This is a genomic window from Streptomyces sp. NPDC028635 (genome assembly GCF_040637635.1).
Taxonomy (GTDB): Bacteria; Actinomycetota; Actinomycetes; order Streptomycetales; family Streptomycetaceae; genus Streptomyces.
Genome location: NZ_JBEZWX010000019.1, coordinates 39,705 through 57,668 on the forward strand (window position 1 = coordinate 39,705; position 17,964 = coordinate 57,668).

Below are 17,964 nucleotides of genomic sequence, written 5' to 3' on the forward strand. Positions count from 1 at the left end.
CACCACCGCACACCGACGACGCCGTACGCCTTCCGGGTCCCGCGGACACCACGCGGGATCCGGGAGGCGTACGGCGTTTCGGGTGACGGTTCCAGGGGGCGGACCGGGGCCGCGCGGTGTGTTCACCGCGGCTCGGGGCATCCGGAGTCGGGGAGGCGAGAATGAACACTTATGCCATGGGGCAGGGCGGCCGTGCCGAGGCCGAACGGATGGCGCGGGGGACGCTCACCGAGGGCGCGGCCCGCGCGGGACTGGCCGCGCGGGGCGTGATCTATCTGCTGGTCGGCGCGCTGGCGCTGCAGATCTCCGCCGGTGACGGCGGCCACCAGGCCGACCGCGGCGGCGCGCTCGCCGAACTGTCGCAGCAGCCGCTCGGCGCGGTGCTGCTGTGGGCGCTCGGCGTCGGCCTGACCGGGATGGCGCTGTGGCGGCTGTCCGAGGCCGTGTTCGGCTCGGCCGGCAAGGACGGCCGCTCCGCGAAGAAGCGGCTCCTCGCGGTGGTCCGCTGCGTCTTCTACTGCTCCGTCGCCTTCTCCGTGCTGTCCTTCGCGGCCGGATCGGGCGGCGGCGGGTCCAGCGACCGGCAGTCCCGCGACGTCACCGCGCGGGTCCTCGGCCTGCCCGCCGGGCAGTGGGTCGTCGGCGCCGTCGGAGCCGGGATCGTCGTGACCGGCGTGTGGATCGCCGTCGCCGCCGCCCGGCGGAAGTACCGGGACGAGCTGCGGCTGGCGCGGATGTCGCGGTGGGCCGTGCGGCTCACCGACATCACCGGCGTGGCGGGCGGCGTCGCGCGCGGCCTCGTCTTCACGACCGCCGGCGCCTTCGCCGTCCGCGCGGCCGTCTCCTACGACCCGGCGCGCGCCAAGGGGCTCGACGACACCCTGCGCTCGTTCGCCGGCACCCCGCTCGGACCGTGGCTGCTGGCGCTCGTCGCGGCCGGACTCGTGCTGTTCGGGGTGTTCTCCTTCGCTCTGGCGCGCTGGCGGCGGGTCTGAGCGGCCCGGGCCGGGGAACACGGGGGACATGGACGACTCAGACCTCCCGCCGGACGAACGCCCCGTGGACGTCTACCTCGACCTGCTGCGGTTCCGCATGGACAGCGACGACTTCCAGCTGCTGCTCAGCGTCGTGGAACCGGTGCTGCGGGCCATCGACGAGCAGCGCTTCGGAGGCATGGAGCTGGTCGTGGACTGCGACCGCGCGGACGGCCTGCCCCAGGTGATCCGCGACGAGGCGGCCCTCGTCATCGCCACCGCCGTGACCGGACGCCTGGACAACCAGGTCGTCGAGATAGACGTGGACGGCTCCGGACCGGTCCGCGTGGTCACCGACGCGGCCACCGCCGCCGACCCCGCGAGCCTCGGCCGCATCGCCGGCTACCTCCACGAGCGCCGCCGCACCGACGAGGAACTGCGCGGCATCGCCGAGGCCAGCGGCCTCCCGAGCGACTTCTGACACCGGGCTCCTCGGGCCGGGGCGGTGGCGCGGACGCCCAGTCCCGCTTGCCGCAACGGCCCCGCCACCGCCGCGGTACGCCCTGCCTACTTCGCCGGCTCCGGCTCGGCCCGGGGCGCCCCGAGCGGCCGGGCCAGACCCACCACCGCCTCGTCCAGGCGCTGCAGATGCCGCAGCACGCGGTCGGTGATACGGCCGTAGCGGGGCGTGCCGGGGTCGCCGGGCTGGAGCAGGGCGGCCAGGCTCGGTCCCGTCGCCACCCGCCCGGCCGCCGGATCGCCCGAGACGTGCGCGGCGATGGTGCGGATGTTGTCCAGGATGCGCTGCCCGGCCCCGCGCAGCCGTGGGTCGGCCGCGATCGCGGGATGCGTCGGCAGCAGCTCGGCCATCGCCGCCAGTGACCGTGCGTGGTACGCGCACGTCTCCAGCAGCGCCACCACATAGCGCGCGGTGTCGCGCCGCGAGCGCAGCGGCGTCACCGGATGCGTCAGCGGCTGCGTCGCCGCGCTCAGATCGGCCAGCGCCTGGTCCAGGTCGCGTGCCAGGTCGAGCAGCTCCACCGCGGGCCCGCCGCTGAGCTGGTCCACGGCCCGCTCGGTGACGTCGGCCAGCCGTTCCAGCACCGTCCCGAGCAGTTCGTCCGTACGCCGCCCGGTGTGCACCGGCAGCACCAGCGCCGCCGCGATCACCCCGCAGGCCGCGCCCAGGGCCGTCTCCTCCACCCGCAGCACCAGCACCGACGCGCTGTAGGTGTGCAGCAGTGTGTAGAGCAGGCCCAGCGCGGCCGTCACGAAGAACGACATCAGCGTGTACGACAGCGGCGCGGTGTAGAACATCGCGAAGACGAACAGCAGCACCAGCCCGAACGCGGTCCACGTGTGATGCCCGACCAGCCCCGCCAGCGCGATGCCCGCCACCACGCCGAGCACGGTGCCCAGCAGCCGTCGGTATCCCTTCACCAGGATCTCGCCGGTGGAGGAGGTGTTGATGAAGACGATCCAGCAGGTGAGGACCGCCCAGTACCAGCGCTGGGCCGAGAGGAACTCCCCGCCCACGATGGCCAGTGACGAGCCGACCGCCACCTGCACCGCGGCCCGCGTGGTGGGCCGTTTCAGCCCGGCGAGCTGCTCCTCCTCCTCGCGCTCGCTCTCCTCCGCGCCGCCGATCGCGGCGTCCTCGGCGTCCAGTTCCTCGCGGGAGCGCGTCGTCGCGGGGGAGTCGTCGGACTCGTCCTGCGGCCCGTCCAGGGCGACCCGCAGACCCAGCACGGCGCGCGCCGTCTCGCCGATGCCGCGGAAGACGTCCTGGACGGCACCGGCGGCGGGCGGAAGGTTCTCCTCGTCGCGGTAGCCGAGCAGCCGGTTGCGTACCTGCGCGAGCCCGGTGCCGCGGGCCGCCGCGGCCGGCTGGAGCACCAGCACGCGCAGCGCCCGCAGATCACGGCGCAGCGCCCCGGTCGCCTCGTCGCGCACCGGCAGATGACCGCCGGTGGGCAGCGTCGCGCCGGGAAGATGAAGGGTCAGCGTGTCGGCGCGTTCGGCGCTGCGCGCGGTGAGCAGCAGCAGTCCGAGCCGTTCGGCGGCGATCTCGGCGTCCGCGATGCGCCGCTGCACCAGCCGGGCCACCGCCTCGTCGGAGGTGCCCTCCTCCAGGCGCCCCTGGATCATCAGCGCCGTCTCGTGCAGCCGTGCGGTGCCCTCGCGCACCTCGTGCAGGGCCTTGTCGATGTCGTCGGGCCCGGCGTCCAGCAACTCCTCCTGCGCGGCCAGCAACTGCGCCAGACGGGCCCGGAACGCCTGCCGGAGGCGTTCCAGGATCCAGGTCGGACCGGTCGGCACCACCGCGAACCGCAGCAGCGCGCTCGCCGCGAACGCGACGGTGACGACCCCGCACAGTTCCGGCAGGGTCTCGGAGGTGGCGCCGACGAACAGCGACAGGAAGTACACCTGGAAGGCGATCAGACCGAGCGCGGTGCCCCGGTCACCGAACCGCCGGGCGTAGACCGCGCAGAAGATCAGGACGACGAAGAAGAGGTCACCGGCAACTCTGAGGGTGGTCAGCACCGAGCCCAGCGACAGCGACACCAGCGCCACGGGCAGCCCCAGCGCCAGGGTCACCGCCTGCTGGGTGCGCTGCTTCTCCCGGATGGCGAACGTCGCCACCATCGCGGCGATCGCCCCGGCGACCAGATGCTTCACCGGGGCGTCCAGCACGCCGAGCACGGCGAGCGTCAGGGCGATGGCACCCGCCGTCCTCAGCCCGGCGACCAGCCGCAGCAGCCCCGGGTCGGACGCCGCCAGAGCGTCCCTCAGTCGTGTCCGGCCCGATCGTCCCGCTGCCCTCACGCCGCCGTGTCACTCCGCTCAAAGGTCGTGGCTTACGGCCTTCAGCATGCCATGACGTGCGGGAACACCCAGCACCGCCTCACTGGCCCGGCGTCGCCGCCCCTTCCACCCGCTTGCGCACCTGTTCCGGCGTCAGATACGTGTCGGTGTACTCGAAGTCCTTCAGCTTGGCCGGGCGGCGCGCCTGGAAACCGGTGCGGACGAAGTCGTCGCCGGCGAGCGCGTTCAGCGTCCAGTTGGTCAGCACCCGCGTCTTGGCGACACCGGTGCGCAGCGCCGACCAGTGGTAGCCGCGCGCCACGGCCTGCGCGGGCAGGCCCCGCAGCTCGATGCCGAGCGGCTTGGACACCGCGTCCTTGCCGCCGAGGTCGACGACCAGCCCCAGGTCCTTGTGCTCGTACGGCTTCATCGCCTGTCCGCGCAGCGCGGCGATGACGTTGTCGGCGACGACCTTGCCCTGCCGCATCGCGTGCTGCGCGGTCGGCGGGCAGACCGCGTCGGCGCCCTTGGCGAGGTCGGGCACGGCCGCGGAGTCGCCGAGCGCGAACACCCCGTCGTGGCCGGGGAGATTCATCTCCGGGTTCACCGCGAGGCGACCGCGCACGGTCTCCGCGCCGAGCGTGGCGATGAGCGGGCTCGCGACCACACCGGCCGTCCAGATCAGGGTGTGCGTGGGCACCACCCGGCCGTCGGTGAAGGTGACCTCGGTCGGGCCGGCCTTCTCGATGGAGACGCCGAGCGAGATCTCGATGCCCCGCTTGCGCAGCACCTCCTGGGCGCTGCGGCCGAGCTTGTCGCCCAGCTCGGGCATCAGCTTCGGGGCGATGTCGATGAGGTGCCAGCGGATCAGCTTCGGGTCCAGGCGCGGATAGCGCTTGACCGCGTTGCAGGTCAGCAGTTGCAGGCAGGCCGCGGTCTCGGTACCCGCGTAGCCGCCGCCGACCACCACGAACTGCAGCCGCGCCGCCCGCTCCGCCGGGTCGTTGCTGGCGTCGGCGAGATCGAGCTGGGAGATGACGTGGTCGCGGATGTAGGCGGCCTCGGCGAGCGTCTTCATCCCGAACGCGTGCTCCGTCAGGCCCGGGATGTCGAACGTGCGGGTCACGCTGCCCGGAGCCAGCACGATGTAGTCGTACGGCTCGTTGACCATCTCGTCGGTGATCGTGCGGATCACGCACACCTTGGACTTCAGGTCCACGCCGATCGCACCGCCCGGGATGATCCGGGTGCGGTACTTGCGGCTGCGGCGCAGCGACAGGGCGATCGACTGCGGCGTCAGCACACCGGAGGCGACCTGGGGAAGCAGCGGCAGATAGAGCTGGTAGGAGAACGGTGTCACCAGGGTGAGATCGGCCTCGCCGGGGGAGAGCATGCGCTCCAGGCGCCGTACGCACTCCACTCCCGCGAAGCCCGCGCCCACCACCAGGATCCTGGGTCGTGTCACGTTGGTCATCCCTTCTGCGGCTCCGGGCGGTTGGATCGACTCGTGTGCGTGTGCCCGCCGGAGCGCTGCTTCGCACCTGATCGATCCCACCGTGTTCGCGGCCACCGCGCCAGTCGGGTGCGGCAGGCAGACGAACGTACGCCAGTCAGTCTGCCCCCTCACGCCGGTGCGGGCGCCCCGTACGCGGGATCGACCGCAGGTCAGGACGGTGAGCGAGCGGAACAGGGCGCAGCCGGGACCGGGATCAGGACGCCCCGGCGAGGTGGCACAGCAGCAGGCACACGTCGTCGTCGCGCTCCGAGTCGCTCAGCAGCGGCGGCAGGATGCGGTCGGCCGCGCTCTCCAGGTCCCGTGCCAGTTCCGCGCCGGGGAAGTCGCCGAGCGCGTCGGCGAGGCGGCCGATGCCCGGGTCTATGCCGTGGGCGCGCCGCTCCACCAGGCCGTCGGTGTACAGGGCCAGCGTCGAGCCCGGCGCCACCGGCACGGTGTGGTCGGCGATCTCCTGCCGCAGCGGGATGCCGAGCATCGCGCCGGGCTTGTCGTCCAGGATGCGCACCCGCCCGTCCGGGCCGCGCAGCACCGGCGGCGGATGCCCCGCGGCCGCCCAGGTCAGCGTCGCCTCGTCCGGGTGGAAACGGGCGATGACGGCGGTCGCATACAGGTCGGGCTGCAGATGGTGCAGGAACTCGTGCAGCCGGGTCAGCAGCCGGCCGGGGCTGCTGCCGTCCACGGCGTAGGCGCGCAGCGCGGTGCGCAGCTGGCTCATCATCACCGCCGCGTGCAGCCCGTGCCCGGTGACGTCGCCGACGACCGTGATCAGGCTGCCGTCGGGCTGCAGGAACGCGTCGTACCAGTCACCGCCGATGTTCAGCCCGTACGTCGCCGGCAGATAGCGCGCGGCCAGCCGCAGCCCCGGCGGGGTGGGCAGATCGGTGAGCAGGGCCCGCTGCAGGGTCTCGGCGATGTCCCGGTTGTGCTCGAAGCGGCGGGCGTTGTCGATCGCCGTGCTGGCCCGCCGGAACAGCTCGATGAGCATCACCGCGTCGTCGGGGTCCCAGCGCTCGCCGGGCGGCGACAGCGTCACCACGCCCAGCGGTGCCCGCCGCGCCGACAGCGGCACGCACAGCAGCGGCCGCAGCGGGTCCAGCGCCGACGGAGGCTGGTCGTCGACCCCGGGCAGTGCGCCGGGATGGTCGGCGGCGTACTGCGGCCGCCCGGTGCGGGCCGCGATCACCGCGGCCGCCGGATGCGGCACCGAGGGCGCCCCGTCGGCGCGCTCGCCGCGCTCACCGTCGCCGTCGAACAGCCACACGTCGACGCTGCGGGCGTACTCCGGCACCAGCAGCTGCGGCAGCCGGCGCACGATCTCGTCATGGTTCAGGGAGGCCGTCAGCTCGGCGCTGGCGTCGGCGAGGAAGGTGAGCCGGCGCCGCGCCCGCTCCGCCTCCTGCCGGGCCGCCCGCTCCGCGGCGAACGCCTCGCGCTGGGCCCGCCCGGCGGCGTCCAGCTCCGCGTGCAGCGCCAGCACGCCCTGGTTGGTCTGGTGCAGCTCCTCACGGTGGAAGGCGACCAGATCCTCCTGCTCGGCGAGCTTGCCGAGCACCAGCGCGGTGTCCTCGTCGGCGCCCAGCAGCGCCTCGGCGAGCAGCTCGGCGTCGTCCGGCGGGTCGCCCACCGCGGCGGTGTCCGCGAAGTCCGGGCAGGGCACCGCCGTGCGCCACGGCCCCTCGACGGCGCCGTCCGTGCCCGGGGCGGGCTCGACGACGGCGTGCAGCAGACCCTCGGCCGGATCCGGCTCGAGGGTCACGCGCCAGGTGCCGCCCTTGGTCAGGCACTGCCGCAGCCGGCCGCTGAGCGCCGCGGCCAGCCGGGTGCGATCCAGCGCGGACACACCGTGCGCGGCCGCCAGCCCCAGCGTGGCGATCCGGGCACGGGCCGCGTCGGTGGCGGTGGCGATCTGCCAGGTACGGGTCATGGTCGCTCCGGCGGGTTCGGCGCCAGCACCGCCACGGCGGTGTCGTCCCGCACCGGGCTGGCGCTGCTGCTCGCGTCACGGACCGTCACGGCGGCCAGGACCGCCGGATCGGCCGCGAGCAGCTCCGGGTCGGACGGCGGGACCCAGCGGCTGGGCAGGCCGTCGCTGTGCAGGATCAGCAGCCGGTCCGCCGACCACGGCAGCAGGGTCTCCGTCAGCGTGGTCGGCCGGTGCACGCCCACGATGCCGGGACGCGACAGCAGCGCACGCCAGGTGTCGCCCTCCAGCAGCCGCGCCCCGATGTTGCCGACGCCCGCGAACCGCAGCCGGTTCGCGTCCGTCTCCAGCTGGGCCAGCGCCACCGCCGCGCCCCGGGTGCCGGCCAGCTCCGTGTGCAGCCGGCGCAGCAGCTCGGGCGGCGGGAGGTGGGCGGAGCGGTGCAGCTCGCGCACGGCCGCGGCGGACGCCCGGGACGCCTCCGGCCCGTGCCCGAGACCGTCGGCCAGCATCAGCGTGAGCCGGTCCCCGGAGCGCGCCCACGCCCAGGCGTCACCGGAGAAGTCGGCCCCCTCGAACGGCACGACGACGCCGCCGGCCCGCGCCCCGGCGACCTGCCGACGGACGTGTGCGGGCACGACGGGACCGATACGGGCCAGCGCCACGGTGCCGCGGCCCCGCACGGTGTGCAGGCCGAAGTCGTCGGCGATGCGCCGGCAGGTCCCGAGACCCGCACCGAGCGAACGGGTCGTGGAGAACCCGTCGCGCAGCGCCTCCGCCACGTCGGCGATGCCCGGACCGTGGTCGACGGCCGCGATCTGCACCACGCCCGCCTCCTCGGCGCCGCCCGGCAGGGCCGGCGGCGCGACCACGTCGATCAGGAGCAGCCCGCCGCCGGCGTGCTTGAGCAGGTTGGTGGCCAGCTCGGTCGCGACCAGGGACACGGCGGCCGTACGCGGCTCGTCCAGCCCGGCGAGCGCCGCGGCGCCCTCCGCGGCCACCCGGGCGTCCCGCACCCGCGTCGAGTCCTGCACCGGCACCTGCCACACCCGGGCCATCAGATCTCCTCCCGCGGCAGCGGCGGCCGGGCCGCCCACGACGCCACGGTGACCGTGGTGCCGGCGCCCGGGGTGGAGTCGATCGCGAACTCGTGCACCAGGCGACGCGCCCCGCCGAGCCCCATCCCGAGGCCGCCCCCGGAGGTGTAGCCGTCGCTGAGCGCCCGCTCGATGTCCGGGATGCCCGGCCCCTGGTCGGAGAAGGTCAGGCGCAGTCCCCGTGCCCGCCCGCTGATCAGGGGCAGGGTGTGCACCTCGCCGCCCCCGCCGTGCACCAGCGTGTTGCGGGCCAGTTCACTCGCGGCCGTGACCAGCTTGGTCTGCTCCACCAGGCCGAAGCCGAGCTGTGCGGCCGCTTGGCGGATGTGCTGGCGCACCCACACCAGGTCCATGTCCGACCGGATCGGCAGACGGGCCTCGATGCCCGCAGCCGTCTCCATCAATCGCTCCCCGGCCGGGGGCCGTTCGGCCCGGTCAGCAGGTCCAGAGCGGCCTGGGTGGTCAGCGCGGTCCGCAGACCGGGCAGGGTCAGGCCCAGCTCCACCAGGGTGATGGCGACGGCCGGCCGCATGCCCGCGACGACCGTCTGCGCGGCCAGCAGCCGGGCGTTGGCCGCGATCTCCGCCAGCACCCGCCCGAGGAAGGAGTCGACGATCTCCACGCCGGACAGGTCGATGACGACCCCGGCGACCCGGCTGCTCGAGATCGCCTCCGTGATGTCCTGGAGCAGCCGCTGGGCCATGGTGTCGTACAGATCCCCCTGCAGGGTGACCAGGAGGACGTCACCGAGCCGGAGCACCGGCACGTGCCCGCCGCCCATCGGATGCGAAAAGCCCTCGGTCACCGCGGACCTGCACCGCCGGGAGTGGGACCGGTGATGCCGACGCCCAGCTCGTGCAGGGCGTAGGCCAGCGCGTCGGCGAGGGACGCCCGCGTCTTCACCGAGCCGAGATCGAGGCCGAGGTGCACTATGGTCTGCGCGATCGCCGGGCGGATGCCGGAGACGACGCATTCGGCGCCCATCAGGGCCGCCGCCTGCACCGTCTTCATCAGGTGCTGCGCCACCAGTGAGTCCACCGTCGGCACGCCGGTGATGTCGAGGATGGCGAAGCGTGCCTGCTGCTCGACGACCGCCTCCAGCAGCGTCTCCATCACGACCTGGCTGCGGGCGCTGTCCAGGGTGCCGATCAGCGGTACGGCGACCACGCCGTTCCACAGCCGGATGACGGGTGTCGCCACCTCCAGCAGCTGCAGCCGCTGCCGGTCGATGAGCGCCTGCCCCTCCAGGACGGCGGTCTCCATGACGACCAGGCGGAGTGTGCCGAGGAGCACCGCGAGCGCCTCCGAGCACTCCCGCACCCGGTCGGCCGGGGCCGCGTCGAGGTCGGCCAGCAGCAGTTCCACGGCGGGGCGGCGCAGCGCGTCCAGCTCACCGGAGATCTGCCCGGGCGTGAGCCCGGCGCGGGCCCGGGCGGCGCCCATCCGGCCGAGCTGCTCGCGCACGGCGCCGAAGCCGGGCGCGTCCAGCGACGCGACCCGCTCGGACGCGGCCACGTCGGACAGCGCGTCCGCCACGGCCTTGCCCGCCTCCACCGCCTCGTCACGTGAGACGGTGAACACCGTGCGGAACAGTGGCTCGTCGGCCCACCGCTGGGCGATCTGCTCCCGGCGGCGGCGCAGGAACGCCGCGACGTCCCGTGCGGGCGAGCCGTGGTCGGCTGACGCTTCGTGCTCCGGCACGTGTGTCACTCCTCAATCTGCGTTGCATCGCTGCGGCCTGCGGAAGGCGACGAGAGGCGATGTGATCTCTGCCGGTCGCCCACCCTAACCATGCTCGAACGGCGGACGACAGCGGGTCGCGGGCATTGAACCCGAGGGCGGCGCCCTCCGGGGAGCGCCGGTACGACATCCGACGCACACGGGAACCGGTGTTCGGGGCGGGCCCGCGCCGCGTGCGTGCACCGCGACCACCCCGGCGACGGTGGAACCCGTCCCGGGGTGAGAACGATCACAAGGATGATCTTGTGCGGACCCGCCGGAGCGCGGCCGGATCCGCGCCGTGTCACGTCTGGGGCGCCTCCGTGTTCCCGGCGCCCTCGGGACCCCGGTCGATCAGCGCCAGAGCCTCCTGCACCGAGTCCGAGATCGGGACGGTGATGCTCACGCCCGTGAGGTCGAGGACCCGCCGCACCGCCGGGGCCGGCGCGATGACATGCACCGTGCCGGGCAGATCGCGGGCCTCCTGGTACACGCGCAGGATGATGTTCATCCCGGACGAGTCCATGAAGGGCACCGCCGACAGATCCAGCAGGAAGTGCTTGCGGCCGTGGTGCAGCTGGTTGGCGAGATGGGCCTGGAACTCCGTCGCCGTGTCGAGGTCCAGATGCCCCTCGACCACGACCAGGGCTACATCCTCGCGGGGCAGGGTGACCTCGACGGAGAGCGGGTTCTGGGCAAGGGGCACGGGTACCTCCAACAAGAGCGGGCGGCCGGTTCGGATCGGTGAGGCGGGTGCGGGTGCACCCGCCCGTCAGGGCTGCCGCCCATGGTCGTTTCACTGCCCACCCGCGGTTACCCCCGAACGGCACAACCATGCGTCCCGCGATCGTGCGGTTCTTCCGCGCGCTCAGGTGACGTGGATGCCCACGATGCACGTGTCGTCGTCCGTGTCCGACCGGCTGTACGTCAGCAGCCGGTCCAGCTGGTGGTCCAGGGCGGCCGGCGCGCTGCGCGCGGTGGTGAGCAGATGGGCCAGGGAGTCCTCCATGGAGCGGTCGCGCCGCTCGATCAGACCGTCCGTGAACATCAGCAGCGTGTCCCCCGGGGACAGCACCACCTCGTCCTCCTCGTACGGCGCCTCCGGCACCGCGCCCAGCAGTATGCCCTTCACCAGCGGCAGGGCACTGGCCTGCGACGAGCGCACCAGCACCGGCGGCAGATGCCCGGCCCTGGCCCAGCGCAGCGTGCGCGTGTGCGGGTCGTACAGGGCGCACACGGCCGTCGCGGTGACGGCGCCGGTCAGATGGTGCGCGACGATGTTGAGCCAGGACAGCAGCTGGCCGGGGCCGGCCCCGGTGACCGCGAGGCCGCGCAGCGCGTTGCGCAGCACCACCATGCTGGTCGCCGCCTCGATGCCGTGCCCGGCCACGTCGCCGACGCACAGCAGCACCAGACCGGAGGGCAGCACCACGGCGTCGTACCAGTCACCGCCCACCAGGTGCTCGGTCTCGGCGGGCCGGTAGCGCACCGCGACCTGAAGGCCCTCCACCGCCAGCGGATCGCGCGTGGGCGGCATGATGGCCTGCTGCAACTGCAGCGCCAGCCGGCTGCGCTCACTGGCCTGCTGCTCGGTGTGGGCGAGCTGGTCCCGGGTGGCGGCCAGCGCCACCTCCGTCCAGTGCTGGGAGGAGATGTCCTGGTACGCCCCGCGTACGGCGACCAGCCGGCCGTCGGTGTCCAGCACCGGCTCGGCGACGATGCGCATATGGCGCGTCACCCCGTCCCGCCGCTGCAGCCGGAACGCCGTCGAGGACGGCCGCCGGTGGTGCATCACGGTCCGCAGGAACCGGCCGAGGGCCACCGAGTCGTCCGGGTGCGCGTGCGCCGGGACCTCCTCCAGGGGGACCGGGGTGGACGACGGGGAACGCCCGTACAGGTCGAACAGCTGCCCGTTCCAGGTGATCTCGCCGGTGAGCGCGTTCTCCTCGAAGCCGCCGATCCGGCCGAGGCGCTGGGCGTGCTGCAGCAGGCTGGCCAGCCGCGCCGCCTCGTCCTCGATGCGCCAGATGAGCAGCACGCAGGAGCCGTGCCGGCTGATGCTGATGTCGGCGACCGCCGACAGCGGCACCTCGTCGACGAGGGCGGTCAGACTCATCCGCCGGGCGCGGAACGGCTCCCCGGTGGCGTAGACGCGCTCGATCTGCTGGAACAGGTCGCTGTGGCCGGCGGCCATCGGATACGCCTCCAGCAGCAGCGCGCCGCTCACGACCGCCCGCGGCCGGCCCGCCGGATCCAGGAACCGTCCGTTGACGTGCTGGATGAGGAAGTCCGCGAGCTGTCCCGAGCCGTCCAGATGCGGCACGAGGACCAGGGCCGGGTCGTGCAGCCCGTCGGCCAGGTCGATCAGCTCCGCCGCGTCCGGCAGCAGCCGCGGCTGGCTCTCGGCCACGGCCTCGGGCGTGTACGTGTGCAGGGTGTGGGCGCACAGCTCGGCCAGCGCCTCCACCTGCCGCACCACCTGCGGCGACACCGGGGCGAGCGGCTCGGGCCAGGCGATCTCCAGGACGCCGAGCACCCGGCCCGCGGTGCCGGCGGGCAGCGCCACCCGCCCGCCCTCCGGGTACAGCCGGCGGCCGATGGTGGGCAGGCCGGTCGCCGCCAGCGACGTCATCCACTGGCCCTCGGGCTCGGTCAGGCCGCGCCTGGCCACGGTCGCCACCTCGGGCGGGATGTACCGCCAGCGTGCGGCCTCCGAGGCGGCGAACCCGGCGCTCCCGGCCAGGGTGAGGGACCCGTCCGGGCCCGCGGACCAGATGGCGACGGCCACCGCGCCGAGGGGCTGCAGGGCGTGCTGGAGCAGCGACTGGGCGACGGACTGGGTGTCACCGGCGGCCAGCGCACCGCTCTCCGCGGCCCGCAGCCGTACGGCCGCCGAACCGTCGCCGGTGCCGGCGCTCGCCTCACCGGCCGTCTCGACGGTGGCGAGGAAGGACTTCGCCACCTCCGACATCCGGTCCCGCGCGGCCTGGTTGATGACCTCGACGGCGAACTCCAGGGGCGCCAGGCGGGCCTGCTCGGCCAGCTCGGTCAGCTGCCGGGCCGCCTCGGCCGGCCCGCATCCCAGACGCTCGACGAGGATGCCCTTGGCCAGCTCGATGAGGGCGCGGCCCTCCGCCTCCGCCTGAGCGTCCCGCACCTCACGGCGCAGCCGCTCCACGGTCGCCGCGAGCCGCCCCACCGGTGACGTCGTGGGCACCCCGGCCCACCGGCCCGGCGAGGCGTCCGGGGTGAGGGCGGGTTCAGCGCCCGCCTCCGGCCCGTCCGGGGTACTGGCGGAAGCAGCCGCCGCCTCCGGCCCGTCCTGGGTGAGGGCGGGCGTGTCGCCCGCCGCCGGCCCGGCCGTCTGCTGTGTGGCGCCGACCTGACCGGCCGGCTCCTGGGAAGAACTCATGCCGTCCTCACGCGCTCAGCCAGCGCCGGACACAGGACATCAGGTCCTGCGTGTCGACGGGCTTGGTGACGTAGTCGCTGGCCCCGGACGCGATGCTCTTCTCCCGGTCCCCGGGCATCGCCTTCGCGGTGACGGCGATGATCGGCAGATCGGCGAACTGCGGCATGCCGCGGATCTCGGCCGTGGCCGCGTAGCCGTCCATCTCCGGCATCATCACGTCCATCAGCACCAGCGCGATGTCCGGATGGGCGAGCAGGGTCTCGATGCCCTCGCGGCCGTTCTCGGCGTGCAGTACCCGCAGGCCGTGCAGTTCCAGGATGCCGCTGAGCGCGAAGAGGTTGCGGGCGTCGTCGTCGACGACCAGGACCGTGCGGCCGTCCGTGGCCGCGTCGGGTTCCGCCGGGAGCGCCGAGGGCGTCTCCTCCACCCGCACCAGGGGCACCGCCTCTCCGGGCTCCTCGGCCGACAGGTGCAGGGTGATCCGTTCGCGCAGCTCGTCCAGCCCGGCCAGGAACTCCAGCGGGCGTCCCTCCGCGTGCGTGGCGAGCGCCTTCTCCTGGGCGGAGCCCGTGCGCCGGCTGCCGTGGTGCACCAGCACGGGCACATTGGCGAGCGCCGGGTCGCCGTGCAGCGCGTCCAGGAACCGGATCGCCTCCTCCTCGGGCATCCCCATGTCGAGGACGACGCAGTGGCACGGCTCGGCGGCCAGCGCACCGGCCGCCTCCTGCGCCCCCACCGCGGTGATGACCTCGATGAAGGGCGCCTCGGTGCCGTCGTCCCGGGTGCGGCGCATGTCGGCGATCACGCTCTCGGCGACGAGCGTGAGCAGACCGCGCGGGCGCTCCTCCAGCACGAGCAGGCGGCGCGGCCGCGGCGCGGCGGTGAGCGGCGAGCCGATCAGGACCGGCTGGTCGGCCGCCTCTGCCGACTCCGCGCTCCCGGTGAGCTCCGGCCGGCGGGCGGCGCCGAGCGCCTCCTCGAAGTCGGCCCGCGCCACCGGCAGGAAGAGGGTGAAGGTGCTGCCGCGGCCCGGCGTGCTGTCCACGGTGACGGCGCCGCCGAGCAGATGGGCGATCTCCCGGGTGATGGACAGCCCGAGTCCGGTCCCGCCGTACTTGCGACTGGTGGTGCCGTCGGCCTGCTGGAACGCCCCGAAGATCGACTCCAGGTGCTGCTCGGGGATGCCGATGCCGGTGTCCTTGACCCGGAAGGCGACGATCGTGCCGCCCCGGATCACCGTCGGCGGCACCTCGTCGTCGGCCGCCGGTTCGATGCTCAGCTCCACGCCGCCCTGCTCGGTGAACTTCACCGCGTTGGACAGCAGGTTGCGCAGGATCTGCCGCAGCCGGGAGTCGTCGGTGAGCAGGTCGGCGGGCGCGCCGGCCGCCGTCGTCACCTGGAAGTCGAGGCCCTTCTGGGTGGTCAGCGGGCGGAAGGTGGCCTCGACGTAGTCGAGCAGCCGCTGCAGCGCGACGCGCTCGGGCGCCACGTCCATCTTGCCGGCCTCCACCTTGGACAGGTCGAGGATGTCGTTGATGAGCTGCAGCAGGTCGGAGCCCGCGGAGTGGATGATCTGCGCGTACTCCACCTGCTTCGCCGTGAGGTTGCGCGAGGGGTTCTGCGCCAGCAGCTGGGCGAGGATCAGCAGGCTGTTGAGCGGGGTGCGCAGCTCGTGGCTCATGTTGGCCAGGAACTCCGACTTGTACTTGGAGGCGAGCGACAGCTGCTGTGCGCGTGTCTCCAGCTCCTGCCGGGCCTGCTCGATCTGCAGGTTCTTCGCCTCGATGTCGCGGTTGCGCTCCGCCAGCAGCGAGGCCTTGTCCTCGAGTTCGGCGTTGGAGCGCTGCAACTCCTCCTGCTGTACCTGGAGTTCGGCGGAGCGGGCCTGCAGCTCGGCGGTCAGGCGCTGGGACTCGCCGAGCAGCTCGTCGGTGCGGGCGTTGGCGACGATGGTGTTGACGTTGACGCCGATGGCCTCCATCAGCTGGGTCAGGAAGTCCTGGTGGATCTGGGTGAAGGGGGTCACCGAGGCCAGCTCGATCACTCCGAGCACCTGCCCCTCCACCACGATCGGCAGGACCGCCAGCGCGGCCGGCGGGACCTGGCCGAGCCCGGAGGAGATGTTCACATAGCCCGGCGGCAGTTCGTCCACCGTGATCGCGCGCCGGCTGCGGGCGGCCTGGCCGACCAGGGTCCGTCCGAAGCGGATCCGGGTGGGACGCGCGTCGTCGTCCGGCCAGCCGTACGCGCCGACCAGCCGCAGCTCGGCCCCGTCGGCGCCCTCCTCGGCCAGGTAGAACGCGCCGTACTGGGCCGCCACCAGCGGCACCAGTTCGTCCATGATCAGCTCGGCGACCACCGGCAGGTCCCGGTGGCCCTGCATCAGACCGGAGATCCGCGCCAGGTTCGTCTTGAGCCAGTCCTGCTCCTGGTTGGCCCGGGTGGTCTCGCGCAGGGACTCCACCATGGAGTTGATGTTGTCCTTGAGCTCGGCGACCTCGCCCGACGCCTCGACGTTGATGGACCGCGTCAGGTCGCCCTCGGCGACGGCGCTGGCCACCTCGGCGATCGCCCGCACCTGCCGGGTCAGGTTGCCGGCCAGCTCGTTGACGTTCTCCGTCAGCCGCTTCCAGGTGCCGGAGACCCCCTCGACCTCGGCCTGGCCGCCCAGGCGGCCCTCGGTGCCGACCTCGCGGGCGACGCGGGTGACCTCGTCGGCGAAGGCGGAGAGCTGGTCGACCATCGTGTTGATGGTCGTCTTCAGCTCCAGGATCTCGCCGCGGGCGTCGACGTCGATCTTCTTCGACAGGTCACCGCGGGCCACCGCCGTCGTCACCAGCGCGATGTTGCGCACCTGGCCGGTGAGGTTGTTCGCCATCGAGTTGACGTTGTCGGTGAGGTCCTTCCAGGTGCCCGCCACATTGGGCACCTGCGCCTGTCCGCCGAGGCGGCCCTCGGTGCCGACCTCGCGGGCGACGCGGGTGACCTCGTCGGCGAACGCCGACAGCGTGTCGACCATCGTGTTGATGACGTCGGCCAGCGCCGCGACCTCGCCCTTGGCCTCGACGGTGATCTTCTGGGAGAGGTCGCCCTTGGCCACCGCGGTGGCGACCTGGGCGATGGAGCGCACCTGGCTGGTCAGGTTGGACGCCATCACGTTGACGTTGTCCGTGAGGTCCTTCCAGGTGCCGGAGACCCCGCGCACATGGGCCTGGCCGCCGAGGCGGCCCTCGGTGCCGACCTCGCGGGCGACGCGGGTGACCTCGTCGGCGAAGGCGGAGAGCTGGTCGACCATCGTGTTGATGGTCTCCTTGAGGTCCAGGATCTCACCGCGGGCGTCGACGGTGATCTTCTGGGAGAGGTCGCCCTGGGCCACGGCGGTCGCGACCTGGGCGACGTTGCGCACCTGCGCGGTCAGGTTGCCCGCCATGAAGTTCACCGAGTCGGTGAGATCTCGCCAGGTGCCCTTGACGCCCTTGACGTCGGCCTGTCCGCCGAGGCGTCCCTCGGTGCCGACCTCGCGGGCGACGCGGGTGACCTCGTCGGCGAAGGCGGAGAGCTGGTCGACCATCGTGTTGATGGTGTTCTTCAGCTCGAGGATCTCACCGCGGGCGTCGACGGTGATCTTCTGCGAGAGATCACCCTGCGCCACGGCGGTCGTCACCTGGGCGACGTTGCGCACCTGCGCGGTCAGGTTGCCCGCCATCAGGTTGACGGAGTCGGTCAGGTCCCGCCAGACACCGGCGACCCCGGGAACCTGCGCCTGCCCCCCGAGACGTCCCTCGCTGCCGACCTCGCGGGCGACGCGGGTGACCTCGTCGGCGAAGGCGGAGAGCTGGTCGACCATCGTGTTGACGGTGTTCTTCAGCTGGAGGATCTCACCCCGCGCGGGCACGTCGATCTTCTGCGACAGGTCGCCCTTGGCCACGGCCGTGGCGACCTGCGCGATGTCGCGCACCTGGGTGGTGAGATTGCCCGCCATCGCGTTGACGGAGTCGGTCAGGTCGGCCCAGGTGCCGGACACCCCCGGTACCTCGGCCTGGCCGCCGAGCGTCCCCTCGGTGCCCACCTCCCGCGCCACCCGGGTCACTTCCGAGGTGAAGACGGACAGCTGGTCGACCATGCCGTTGAAGACCTTGGCGATGTCGCCCATCAGCCCGTCGACGTCGTCGGGCAGCCGCGTACCGAAGTCGCCGTCCCGGACCGCCGTCAGACCGACCAGGAGTCTCTTCAGCTCCTGGTCGGCCGGGACCGGGTCCACGGCCTCGGTCGTGTTGCTGGTCATCCGTCCCCTCGTTCCCAAGTCACAGCGGTCCGCCCCACGGTGTCGTCGCAGTCCACGAGGACTGAAGCGGTGTGAGAAATACGCCGCAGATTAACCCACGCCGACACGCGGCGACACAGCATCCCGCCAACGAAAGGTCACACGGAAACCCCACGTCAGGCACTGTGTGTAGAGAGCGTGAATCCGGGTACACGGAACGGTTTTCCGGTGACCCGGCGAAGGGTGCCGGCGTCGT

Annotated in this window: 12 protein-coding genes; 2 read left to right on the forward strand and 10 right to left on the reverse strand. The window is 73.2% G+C overall.

The window, feature by feature from the left end:
* Positions 1-161: 161 nt before the first annotated feature.
* Positions 162-995, forward strand: coding sequence for a DUF1206 domain-containing protein (locus AB0E88_RS21065; RefSeq protein ID WP_361632485.1), 834 nt, complete (start codon positions 162-164; stop codon positions 993-995).
* A gap of 28 nt (positions 996-1,023) precedes the next feature.
* On the forward strand, positions 1,024-1,455 hold the full coding sequence (locus tag AB0E88_RS21070; RefSeq protein WP_361632487.1) for a hypothetical protein: 432 nt from the start codon (positions 1,024-1,026) through the stop codon (positions 1,453-1,455).
* Positions 1,456-1,541: 86 nt separating this feature from the next.
* On the opposite strand, the gene AB0E88_RS21075 is transcribed toward AB0E88_RS21070, so the two are convergent.
* The 10 genes from AB0E88_RS21075 to AB0E88_RS21120 all read right to left on the reverse strand — a co-directional run bounded on the left by AB0E88_RS21075 (position 1,542) and on the right by AB0E88_RS21120 (position 17,729).
* Positions 1,542-3,800, reverse strand: coding sequence for an FUSC family protein (locus AB0E88_RS21075; RefSeq protein WP_361632489.1), 2,259 nt, complete (start codon positions 3,798-3,800; stop codon positions 1,542-1,544).
* Positions 3,801-3,879: 79 nt separating this feature from the next.
* Entirely contained in the window at positions 3,880-5,253 is a 1,374-nt protein-coding gene (locus tag AB0E88_RS21080) for an NAD(P)/FAD-dependent oxidoreductase (protein ID WP_361632491.1), read from the reverse strand.
* 235 nt (positions 5,254-5,488) lie between these two features.
* A complete protein-coding gene (locus tag AB0E88_RS21085; RefSeq protein WP_361632493.1) occupies positions 5,489-7,219 on the reverse strand; it encodes a SpoIIE family protein phosphatase in 1,731 nt (576 codons plus the stop codon).
* Positions 7,216-8,274 (reverse strand): ATP-binding SpoIIE family protein phosphatase, encoded by a 1,059-nt coding sequence (locus tag AB0E88_RS21090; protein ID WP_361632495.1) that lies wholly within the window; start codon positions 8,272-8,274, stop codon positions 7,216-7,218. The genes AB0E88_RS21085 and AB0E88_RS21090 overlap by 4 nt, the downstream gene beginning before the upstream one ends.
* A complete protein-coding gene (locus AB0E88_RS21095; RefSeq protein WP_361632497.1) occupies positions 8,274-8,714 on the reverse strand; it encodes an anti-sigma regulatory factor in 441 nt (146 codons plus the stop codon). Before AB0E88_RS21095 ends, AB0E88_RS21090 begins: the two co-directional genes overlap by 1 nt.
* Positions 8,714-9,118: an STAS domain-containing protein gene (locus AB0E88_RS21100; RefSeq protein WP_361632499.1), complete on the reverse strand. Its 405-nt coding sequence runs from the start codon at positions 9,116-9,118 to the stop codon at positions 8,714-8,716. The genes AB0E88_RS21095 and AB0E88_RS21100 overlap by 1 nt, the downstream gene beginning before the upstream one ends.
* Complete coding sequence (locus AB0E88_RS21105) at positions 9,115-10,014, reverse strand: STAS domain-containing protein (protein ID WP_361632501.1); 900 nt, start codon at positions 10,012-10,014, stop codon at positions 9,115-9,117. The genes AB0E88_RS21100 and AB0E88_RS21105 overlap by 4 nt, the downstream gene beginning before the upstream one ends.
* A gap of 322 nt (positions 10,015-10,336) precedes the next feature.
* Positions 10,337-10,738, reverse strand: a complete 402-nt coding sequence (locus tag AB0E88_RS21110) for an STAS domain-containing protein (RefSeq protein WP_361632503.1) — start codon at positions 10,736-10,738, stop codon at positions 10,337-10,339.
* A gap of 162 nt (positions 10,739-10,900) precedes the next feature.
* The gene (locus AB0E88_RS21115; protein ID WP_361632505.1) at positions 10,901-13,444 is read right to left on the reverse strand and encodes a SpoIIE family protein phosphatase; all 2,544 of its coding nucleotides are present in this window, start codon (positions 13,442-13,444) and stop codon (positions 10,901-10,903) included.
* Between the two features lie 7 nt (positions 13,445-13,451).
* Positions 13,452-17,729: a HAMP domain-containing protein gene (locus tag AB0E88_RS21120; protein WP_361632507.1), complete on the reverse strand. Its 4,278-nt coding sequence runs from the start codon at positions 17,727-17,729 to the stop codon at positions 13,452-13,454.
* Between the last annotated feature and the right edge of the window lie 235 nt (positions 17,730-17,964).

Coding starts and splice junctions, on each gene's coding strand:
- AB0E88_RS21065 (WP_361632485.1), top strand. CDS start 162: ATGAACACTTATGCCATGGGGCAGGGCGGCCGTGCCGAGGCCGAACGG.
- AB0E88_RS21070 (WP_361632487.1), top strand. CDS start 1,024: ATGGACGACTCAGACCTCCCGCCGGACGAACGCCCCGTGGACGTCTAC.
- AB0E88_RS21080 (WP_361632491.1), bottom strand. CDS start 5,253: ATGACCAACGTGACACGACCCAGGATCCTGGTGGTGGGCGCGGGCTTC.
- AB0E88_RS21085 (WP_361632493.1), bottom strand. CDS start 7,219: ATGACCCGTACCTGGCAGATCGCCACCGCCACCGACGCGGCCCGTGCC.
- AB0E88_RS21090 (WP_361632495.1), bottom strand. CDS start 8,274: ATGGCCCGGGTGTGGCAGGTGCCGGTGCAGGACTCGACGCGGGTGCGG.
- AB0E88_RS21095 (WP_361632497.1), bottom strand. CDS start 8,714: ATGGAGACGGCTGCGGGCATCGAGGCCCGTCTGCCGATCCGGTCGGAC.
- AB0E88_RS21115 (WP_361632505.1), bottom strand. CDS start 13,444: ATGAGTTCTTCCCAGGAGCCGGCCGGTCAGGTCGGCGCCACACAGCAG.
- AB0E88_RS21120 (WP_361632507.1), bottom strand. CDS start 17,729: ATGACCAGCAACACGACCGAGGCCGTGGACCCGGTCCCGGCCGACCAG.